At 31.5% G+C, this 9,989-nt stretch carries 11 protein-coding genes; 9 read left to right on the top strand and 2 right to left on the bottom strand.

The window, feature by feature from the left end; translation table 11 throughout:
• Window positions 1–717 (top strand): arginine--tRNA ligase (gene argS, locus ACHZC3_RS07955; protein ID WP_394759330.1); only part of this gene is annotated, 717 nt, incomplete at its 5' end.
• Window positions 718–775: 58 nt separating this feature from the next.
• On the opposite strand, the gene ACHZC3_RS07950 is transcribed toward argS, so the two are convergent.
• The gene (locus ACHZC3_RS07950; RefSeq protein WP_394759329.1) at window positions 776–1,114 is read right to left on the bottom strand and encodes a DUF6686 family protein; all 339 of its coding nucleotides are present in this window, start codon (window positions 1,112–1,114) and stop codon (window positions 776–778) included.
• 5 nt (window positions 1,115–1,119) lie between these two features.
• The gene (locus ACHZC3_RS07945; protein ID WP_394759328.1) at window positions 1,120–2,031 is read right to left on the bottom strand and encodes a DUF6607 family protein; all 912 of its coding nucleotides are present in this window, start codon (window positions 2,029–2,031) and stop codon (window positions 1,120–1,122) included.
• Between the two features lie 110 nt (window positions 2,032–2,141).
• Between ACHZC3_RS07945 and ACHZC3_RS07940 the strand changes: the two genes are divergently transcribed.
• The 8 genes from ACHZC3_RS07940 (at window position 2,142) to ACHZC3_RS07905 (ending at window position 9,843) form a co-directional block, all read left to right on the top strand.
• Entirely contained in the window at window positions 2,142–4,259 is a 2,118-nt protein-coding gene (locus ACHZC3_RS07940; protein ID WP_394759327.1) for a TonB-dependent receptor plug domain-containing protein, read from the top strand.
• 12 nt (window positions 4,260–4,271) lie between these two features.
• Window positions 4,272–5,360 carry an HmuY family protein gene (locus tag ACHZC3_RS07935; RefSeq protein ID WP_394759326.1) on the top strand — a complete coding sequence of 363 codons (1,089 nt, stop codon included), beginning with the start codon at window positions 4,272–4,274 and terminating at the stop codon, window positions 5,358–5,360.
• Window positions 5,361–5,495: 135 nt separating this feature from the next.
• Entirely contained in the window at window positions 5,496–5,675 is a 180-nt protein-coding gene (locus ACHZC3_RS07930) for a hypothetical protein (RefSeq protein WP_394759325.1), read from the top strand.
• A gap of 385 nt (window positions 5,676–6,060) precedes the next feature.
• Complete coding sequence (locus ACHZC3_RS07925) at window positions 6,061–6,549, top strand: PAS domain-containing protein (RefSeq protein WP_394759324.1); 489 nt, start codon at window positions 6,061–6,063, stop codon at window positions 6,547–6,549.
• Window positions 6,550–6,554: 5 nt separating this feature from the next.
• Window positions 6,555–6,941: an acyl-CoA thioesterase gene (locus ACHZC3_RS07920; protein ID WP_394759323.1), complete on the top strand. Its 387-nt coding sequence runs from the start codon at window positions 6,555–6,557 to the stop codon at window positions 6,939–6,941.
• Between the two features lie 93 nt (window positions 6,942–7,034).
• The gene (gene ffh / locus ACHZC3_RS07915) at window positions 7,035–8,384 is read left to right on the top strand and encodes a signal recognition particle protein (protein ID WP_394759322.1); all 1,350 of its coding nucleotides are present in this window, start codon (window positions 7,035–7,037) and stop codon (window positions 8,382–8,384) included.
• A gap of 73 nt (window positions 8,385–8,457) precedes the next feature.
• Window positions 8,458–9,342, top strand: a complete 885-nt coding sequence (locus ACHZC3_RS07910; RefSeq protein WP_394759321.1) for a bifunctional 5,10-methylenetetrahydrofolate dehydrogenase/5,10-methenyltetrahydrofolate cyclohydrolase — start codon at window positions 8,458–8,460, stop codon at window positions 9,340–9,342.
• 6 nt (window positions 9,343–9,348) lie between these two features.
• Entirely contained in the window at window positions 9,349–9,843 is a 495-nt protein-coding gene (locus ACHZC3_RS07905; protein WP_394759320.1) for a GNAT family N-acetyltransferase, read from the top strand.
• The last annotated feature ends 146 nt before the right edge of the window (window positions 9,844–9,989 follow it).

Genomic DNA, 9,989 nt, shown 5'->3' with positions numbered 1-9,989 from the left:
GTTGGTAATGAGCAAGATTACCATTTTAAAGTTTTGTTTTTGATATTAAAAAAACTTGGATTCGATTGGGCTTCAAGCTTATTTCATTTATCTTACGGAATGGTCGAATTACCTTCTGGAAAAATGAAATCACGTGAAGGAACGGTTGTAGATGCTGATGATTTGATGGAAGAAATGACTGAAACAGCACAAAAATTATCTGAAGATTTAGGTAAGCTAGAAGGTTATTCGGAAGAAGAAAAAGCTGCATTATACAAAACCATTGGTTTAGGTGCGTTAAAATATTATATGCTTAAAGTAGATCCTAAAAAAGCGATGATGTTCAACCCTGAAGAATCTGTTGATTTTGCTGGTAATACAGGTCCTTTTATTCAGTACACATATGCTCGTATACAATCTATTTTGAGAAAAGCAGATTTTGATACAGCAGTTGCAATTTTAACCGAATTACATCCGAAAGAAAAAGAACTTATCAAGCAAATTGAAATGTATCCTGAAGTAATTCAGAGTGCTGCGACTAATCATAGTCCAGCGCTAATTGCTAATTACATTTATGATTTAGTAAAAGAGTACAATTCTTTCTATCAAACAGTTTCTATTCTTGGAGAAGAAAATCACGACAAGAAAGTTTTTAGAGTTCAATTATCTAAAAAGGTTGCCGATACTATAAAAACAGCTTTCAAACTTTTAGGGATTGATGTTCCTGAAAGAATGTAACATAATAAAGCCGCCTTGTTTTTTAACGAGGCGGATCTTTTTTCACTTAAATAAAACTTTAATTCAAAATCAAAGGATATTTAATATCTTCTATATCTAGATAAACTTTTCCTTTTTTGAGATTTAGCAAATCTAAAAGTTCGTATAACTCATATCTATCTATTAGTAGCATTAGGTTTGTTTGCAAGGTAGGAATCGGAATTTTTTTCTCATAAATAGAATTCTCATATTCTTTCTCCCAATAACTAGCATCAATCTTCGATAAATAAGTTTTAAAACTCTCTAGCTCAAACGGAGTCAAGCTAAAAGTCAAATTCTTGTACGACAATTGGAAATTTTCGGAACGAGTGCATTTAATCAAATTTCCATTCAGGCTTGTGTTTAAAAATTCACACATAGTGTTTATTTTACAATGTAACTATCAATAATTTTGTTAACGTCTTCTCTTGTAGCGTCTGGTTTTAGTTCAAATAATTTCATAAATAAAAATTGATTATCCACTTTTTTCTCTAGAGATAAAGTTTTGTTTTTCAAGAAAATTATTTCCCATTGGTCTCTAACTTTTTTCCAAACCGAGTTGTTCTTTTTCCACCAATCTTGCGCTATTTTACATTTAGAATCCTCTACTTTTGTGTACACATCATGTCCTTTTTCTTGTGCTAACAAAACATCTTTTTCGTTATCTTTTCTAACAAGTTTAGAATTATCTTGATCGTGAATCCAACCAGTTGCTATTGTTTCGTGCACATTAGTTCGTTGCAGAACATTATAATCATTACGAATAGTATGTTCTCTTCTAGGCAAAGGCGCATCTGTCGTGTTTTCCCAATAATGTCTTCCATCTGTGTGAATCCAAGTGGCAGTACCTTCATATCTTGGGCTATCATCAACCTGATATACTTTTTGTGTCCATTGTCCTTTTACTTCTTTAGGCTTTAATTGATTAAAATTCCAAGTAGTTTCTTTGTTGAAAGTATAAAAATTAGTGTTTTCAAATAGCCAATCCTGACGCCAATGTTTTACAATATCATTTTCATTTTTTCCAACAATTAATAAATGTTGCAATGAGATTTTATTTGATTGGTCTTCTAATAATTCAACCCATTCTAACGCTGTATCATGTTTTATAGGCGATTTTTTGTATAAACTATCTTTAGAATAACTAAAAGTTTCAGCAAAATTAAACTGTACTTCATTGCAGCCACACATAGACTTAATCGCTTTTATGTCTTCTGGGTTTTTTAAATCTTGACCTTTTGCTGACAAACCAGCTAGCATAATAGATGCTGAAAATAGAATTGTTTTGATTTTCATAACGTTATATTTTAGTATTAAATTTCTTTCGCAAATATATTATATTTATTTAGAATAATTAAAAATAAGAATATATATTTGCTAAAAATTATTAAGAATTATTCTAAACAATGAAAAGTACCTTCTATATAGTATTCACAATTATTATAAACTTAAAAGGGATAAGTCAGGAAAAAAAGATTGATTATACAGGTATTAAACAACTAAATGAAGTTGTGGTAACAGGACAATTTACACCTCAGTCGATAAAAAAGTCTGTTTTCAATGTGCGATTGATTACGGCTAAGGATATTCAGAATTTAGCGGCAAATAATTTGTCGGATGTATTGAGTCAGTATTTAAATATTACGGTTAGGCCGAGTGGAACCAGTGGACGTTCTACGGTTTCTTTATTTGGATTGGATGCGCAATATTTTAAGATTTTGGTTGATGGTGTGCCTTTGGTTAACGAAGCCGGTTTAGGAAATAATACGGATTTATCGCAAATAAATTTAAACGACATTGAGCAAATTGAAATTGTGGAGGGTTCGATGGGCGTAACACATGGAGCCAATGCCGTTAGCGGAGTTTTGAATATTGTTACTAAAAAATCTTCACGTGATAAATGGAATATTTCAGCAACAACACAAGAAGAATCCGTTAAAGATGAATTTTCACTTTTTGATCGTGGAAGACATATTCAAGCATTAAAAGTTTCTCATTCTATAAATGAGAATTGGTTTGTGAATTTAGGTGTGAACAGAAATGATTTTCAAGGTTTTTTAGATGATAAAAAAGGAAAAGACTATAACGAAAACGACCAAAATCGAGGTTTCAGATGGCTTCCTAAAGAACAACTCAACTCAACCGCATTACTTTCCTATCGTAAAAACAATTTCAATGCATTCTACAAATTTGAATATTTAGATGAAACTATTGACTTCTATAACAGCACTGTGCAATCGGGTTATAATACGCAATTGGGTTCTTATCTATATGCAAATGACAAAAGATATTTGGTCAACCGCTATTTTCATAATTTGAATGCCACTGGGAAAATTTTCTCAAAATTAAATTATAATGTTTCGCTTTCGAATCAAAAACAAGCCCGAAATGTGAAAGATTTCAGATATTATTTACAAACCAAAACAGAAGGAAATAATGTGACTGTAAAAGACCAATCGATGGAAGTTTTGTATTCCACAGGAACAATTAGTAATTTTTTTTCTGATAAAAAAGTCGATTTACAATTAGGTTATGAAATTGTCAACAACAAAGGTTTTTCATTGGTTCAAGAAGCGAATAACATCATTGTTCCGATTCGAAAAACACTTGAAAACTATGATTTTTTTGTTTCTTCAGAAGTTAAAGCCACGGAAAAACTCTCCATTCGTCCAGGAATGCGATTTTCGGCTCAATCGAAATTTAAAGACCAATATGCTTCGTCTCTTGGTTTAAGATATTTATTTGATAAAGGCATTGAACTTCGAGGATCGTATGGAAATTCGTTCAGGACGCCTTCTTTTGAAGAATTATATTCGAAACAAATTTTCGATGGACACTTTTTTGCAGGAAATGAAAACCTGATTCCAGAAACGAGTACGTCGTATGAAGTGAGTCTGAAAAAAACTTCTTTTTTACAATCTGATTTGCAAATTTCAAACACTTTTTCTGGAAGTTTTTTAGATGTGAACGACAGAATTGATATGGCTTTAGTAAGATTTAATGCTGATACCGGAAATCCGGAATATGAATACATCAACATTAGTAAATACCGAATGTGTAATTTTTCAACTATGAACCAATTCAAAAAAGAAAATTGGACATTCAATATTGGTGCTTCCGTAATTGGAATTTCTCAAAAAATAGAAAACCAGGTTTTTGCTTCAAACGAAAAATACTTGTATTCCATGAACTTAAACAGTAGTGTTTCTTATTTCGTACCAAAATGGAAAACTACATTTTCTACTTACTACAAATTAAATGGGAAATCGCAACAATTTATAGAAGGTACTTCGGAATATATCATTTCAACTATTGATTCGAGCAATTGGTTAGATGCTTCTATTCGAAAAACGTTTCTTAAAGATAAATTGGAAACAACAATTGGCGCCAGAAACTTGCTAAATGTAACGAGTATCAATCAAACCAAAACCAATGAAGGAGCCGGACACGCTAAGTCTTCACAAATTATGTTGGCTTATGGCCGTTCTTACTTTTTAAAAATCACGTATAACCTTAATTTTTAATATTTAAATATCATGAAAAATTCAATTTTATCTTTAGGTTTTGCCTTGCTAGCCTTAACATCATGTTCAAAAGACGACGAAACTAACCCTGTAGTAAAAACACCAGCCTCAACTGGAGCAATTAAACAACCAGCTGTTGGTGGAGCCAATCAACCAAATCAAGTATTTTTAGATTTAAGCACAGAAACTTCAACAGCTGTAAATAGAGCTTCTTGGGATTTCGGATTTTCGTCTGGTGCTGACTTTAGAGTTACCATTAACGGAGCAATTAAAATGGCTGTAAAACAATTAGCTACATCTGATATTACGTTAACACAAACATCTGATTCAAATGTAGCCGTTGGAGCAGGAACAAATGCTTCAAGTAACGGATATTGCGACAATCCAACAGGAGTTTTAGCTGGTGCTGGATTAGGAATGGGAACAGCAATAGCAGAAGTTTCAGCAACGGATGCTGATAATAAAGTGTATTTAGTAAATCTAGGATTTGCTGTTTCAACTACAACTCCAAATGTAGGTTCTGTTAGTATTGATGGTGATGCGAGAGGTTGGAAAAAAGTAAGATTTTTAAGAAGTGGAAACGGATATAAAATTCAGTATGCAGACTTAGCATCAGCAACTTTTACAGAAAAAACAATTGCTAAAGATGCGGAATTCAATTTCACATTTTTCAGCATGACATCTGGAACTACGGTTGCGGTGGAACCACAAAAAGCAAAATGGGATTTAAGTTTTACAACATTTACAAATTATGTAAACTTTGGTAGCGAAGTAACTTACGGATATTCTGATTTTATTACTACAAACATGAAAGGTGGTACAAAAGCATATCAAATTTTAACTTCTGAGTTTACATATGATGCGTTTGTAAAGGCAAATATTTTGGAAGTCAACTTTACAACTTCAGCAACAGACCAAAGAATTATTGGTTCTAATTGGAGAAATGGTGGTGGTCCATCAACATTACCTAGTGTGAAAACAGATCGTTTTTATGTAGTGAAAGATGTGACTGGGAATTACTATAAAATTAAATTGTTAGCTATGACAAATGATACAGGAGTTAGAGGAAATCCAACGGTTCAATATGCAATTTTAAATTAATATTTAATACAGAAATGTTCCAATTAAAAGAAATCGAAGTTTCTCATTAAACTTTGAATTTTGTTCGTGTTTAGTTTTAAAGACTGCTCAATAATTGGGCAGTCTTTAATTATGTTAATCTCAACAAAATATTATATGTTAGACTATACCATATTTATTCTTGAAAAAGTAAGTTTCAATTTGAGTCTTTTTTCGAAAGAATTACTAAAAGCATTAAAAATACTCATTCCTTCAGATATTATTCAATTGCGAGATTGGTTTTATCATTTTGCAAAAGATAAAAAAGAATTACTAATATTTGGATCCTATTTTTGAAATTCAAAATGGACACAAATTGATTTTATAATTTATACATTAATATTTGTTATATTAATTATTACATTTGTAACTTACAAAATAACTTAAATCAATTCCGAAAGATTTTTTTCTTTCGCTGTGGAATCAAGTGAAATTCTTGAACTGTCGTGCAACTGTGTTTTCCTTTTTATGGAATAAGTCAGATACATAATAATTGATTTTTATTTAAGCATCACGAAAGTGCTTAGACTCTCGTATTTCATTAATCTCTAATGAAATAATACGTCTGTTTTATTCACTTTTTTAATAATAAAAAATGAATAAACATGAAACACAAAGAATTAATATTCGATTCAAATCATCAACTTAATATTGCTTTCCAATATTCCAAATTCATTCAAGTATGTTAGAGGAATATGATAAAGCTTGGGCAAAATATCGGAAAGGTTTAAAAACAATTCCCTTGCCTATTATTTGTTGGGATTTTCACAATATTAAGAATTTAGAATTACTAAGTTTCGATATTATTCAGAAAAATTGGAGTGAAAAAACAAGTTTTCTAAAAATTGTAAATAATGAAAAGAAGGAAATTATTGTAACCGATAAAAATTTCAAAATTATTTTTGCAACAAAAAGCATTGTAGTAATGACTGGTTACCAAGCGGAAGAAATTATGGGCAAATCACCTAAAATATTTCAAGGAATTTTGACGTCAGAAACTACAAAAAATAATATTAGACAAGCAATAACTAACAAATTACCATTTAAAGAAGTAATTGTAAACTACAAAAAAGACGGTTCTACTTATTTATGCGAAATTGAAGCAATTCCGAAATTTGATAAAAAAGGAGAATTTTTAAACTATATCGCTTTCGAAAGAATAGCATCTTAAATACTATGAAAACACAAGAAGAAAAAATTAACGATTCAATTATACGAGTTTTTAAAGCCGTATTCCCTAACACAACAAATCACTACGATACCTTATTTGGCGGAACAGCCATGCAGTTTATGGACGAAGTTGCTTTTATAACAGCCACAAGGTATAGTCGCCAGAAAATGGTTACCGTTAGTAGTGATAGAATAGATTTTAAAAGACCAATTCCGCATGGAACCATTATTGAATTGATTGGTAAAGTAACTTATTTAGGAACTACAAGTCTAAAAGTTAGAGTCGATATTTTTATTGAAGAAATGTATTCGAATTCAAGAGAAAAAGCCATTACAGGAGAGTTTACTTTTGTTGCGATTGATGAAAATAAAATGCCCGTTAAAATCGGTTAAAAAATTAATGTTTTAAGTAATATTTTTATTTTCAATAATCTTTACATAATCCACTTCAAATTCTTAAATTTGCGGCATTAAAATAAAAAAATTATGTTCAATAGTTTAAGCGAAAAGCTAGATAAAGCCTTCCATATATTAAAAGGTCACGGAAAAATTACCGAAGTAAATGTTGCTGATACTCTAAAAGAAGTACGCCGTGCCTTACTTGATGCCGATGTTAATTTTAAAATCGCCAAAGATTTTACTACCAAAGTAAAAGAAAAAGCAATTGGAGCTGACGTTCTAACTACATTACAGCCAGGACAATTATTAGTTAAAATTGTAAAAGATGAACTAACTGAATTAATGGGTGGTGATGTTGCAGGAATTAACCTTTCTGGAACACCAACCGTAATTTTAATGTCGGGATTACAAGGTTCAGGAAAAACTACTTTCTCAGGAAAGTTGGCTAATTTTCTAAAAACTAAAAAGAACAAGAAACCATTATTAGTTGCTTGCGATATTTACCGTCCAGCTGCAATTAATCAGTTGCATGTTGTTGGGGAGCAAATAGGAGTTGAGGTATATTCTGAACCGGAAAATAAAAATCCAGTTGAAATTGCTCAAAACGCAATCAAACACGCTAAAGCTAATGGTTTTAATGTAGTTATTGTCGATACTGCGGGTCGTTTAGCTGTCGATGAAGAAATGATGGCAGAAATTTCTCGTGTTCATAAAGCCATTCAGCCACAAGAAACATTGTTTGTTGTCGATGCGATGACAGGACAAGATGCTGTAAATACGGCAAAAGCCTTCAACGATATTTTAAATTTTGACGGGGTAATTCTTACTAAATTAGATGGAGATACACGTGGTGGAGCTGCAATTTCGATCAAATCGGTTGTAAACAAACCAATCAAATTTGTAGGAACTGGCGAAAAAATGGATGCTATTGATGTTTTCTACCCAGAACGTATGGCAGAACGTATTCTTGGTATGGGTGATGTTGTTTCGCTTGTAGAAAGAGCACAAGAGCAATATGATGAGGAGGAAGCTAGGAAAATCCAAAAGAAAATCGCAAAGAATGAGTTTGGTTTCGATGATTTCTTATCTCAAATTCAGCAAGTTAAGAAAATGGGTAATATGAAAGATCTAGTAGGTATGATTCCTGGAGCAGGAAAAGCCCTAAAAGATGTTGAAATTGAAGACGATGCTTTCAAACATATTGAAGCTATAATTTATTCGATGACACCAACCGAGAGAAGCAAACCAGCAATAATCGATGTGAAACGAAAAACTAGAATTGCAAAAGGAGCTGGAAGGAAGTTAGAGGAAGTTAATCAATTGATGAAGCAGTTTGATCAAATGAGCAAAATGATGAAAATGATGCAAGGTCCAGGCGGGAAAAATATGATGAAAATGATGGGCGGAATGAAAGGCGGAATGCCTGGAATGAAATAATATTAAAAAAAGGCGCGATTTATCGCGTCTTTTTTTAATAAAAATATTACACAACTACAATACAACAAATATAATGATTCTATTAGACGGAAAAAAAACAGCACAAGACATTAAAGTCGAAATTACAGCCGAAGTTAATAAAATGAAAGCCAACGGAGAAAAAGTACCACACCTAGCCGCAGTGATTGTGGGTAGCGATGGCGCCAGTTTAACCTATGTTGGTAGTAAAGTAAAAGCTTGTGAATTAGTAGGATTCGAATCAACATTGATAAAAATGCCAAGTACCACTTCAGAAACCGAATTGCTTAAAAAAATAAAGGAATTAAATCAGAATGACGACATTGACGGATTCATTGTACAATTACCATTACCAGAACAAATAGATACACAAAAAGTATTAATGGCTATAGATCCAAGTAAAGATGTAGACGGTTTTCATCCCGAAAATTTCGGAAAAATGGCACTCGATATGACTACATTTATTCCAGCAACACCTTTCGGGATTCTCGAATTATTAGAGCGTTACGGAGTAGAAACCAAAGGAAAACACACTGTAGTTATTGGTCGTAGTCACATTGTAGGTCGTCCTATGAGTATCTTGATGGGAAGAAAAGGTTTTCCAGGAAATTCGACAGTAACATTAACACATAGTTACACTAAAAATATTGCACAAATTACGACACAAGCGGATATTATAATTTCAGCATTAGGTGTTCCTAATTATCTTAAAGCAGAAATGGTAAAAGATGGGGCAGTTATTATAGACGTTGGAATTACTAGAGTTCCAGACGAAACAAACGACAAAGGATACTTAATTACTGGTGATGTCGATTTCGAAAATGTTTCTAAAAAAGCATCTTATATCACGCCAGTTCCTGGAGGAGTTGGTCCTATGACTATTGCAATGTTGCTAAAAAATACTTTGCTAGCAAGAGAACAACGAAAAGTAAATAATTAGTTTTTTATGAAAATTTCTGTTGCAACAAGATCTCAATTAGAGATTGTCAAAGATTTAGCTTATAAAATCTGGCCAAGCACTTATGGTTCTATTTTGTCAGGAGTGCAACTCAATTTTATGTTAGATAAATTTTATAATTTAGATTATTTAGAAAATCAATTGATAAATGAGAATCAAGTTTTTTTATTAATCGAAGAGAATAATAAATATTTGGGTTTTTGCGCGTATGAATTGAATTGTGAATCTTCAAACAAAACCAAATTACACAAGATTTACGTTTTACCAGAAACACAAGGAAAAGGAATTGGCAAAATATTATTAAATGAAGTAGAAAAAATCGCCTCAGAAAATAATAATTCATCACTTTTTCTAAATGTAAACCGATACAACAACGCGAAAGAATTTTACAAAAAACAAGGCTATTCAGTTATAAATACCATTGATATCGAAATTGGAAACGGTTATTTGATGGAAGATTTTGTGATGGAAAAAATTTTATAAAATTGTATTTAAAAGATGCAATTAAAGTTTTTTTTTATAATTCTGATTTATTACTTTCTTTTTACTTTTGAATATTTATAAAAAACTTATAATGTTCATTTTTTTAATATTGTAATTAACGTCTCTACTCTTAATATAATTGAGGA

This window comes from Flavobacterium sp., assembly GCF_043720215.1.
In the GTDB taxonomy this organism is placed as follows: Bacteria; Bacteroidota; Bacteroidia; order Flavobacteriales; family Flavobacteriaceae; genus Flavobacterium.
This window is presented reverse-complemented; position numbering and strand designations above follow the sequence as displayed.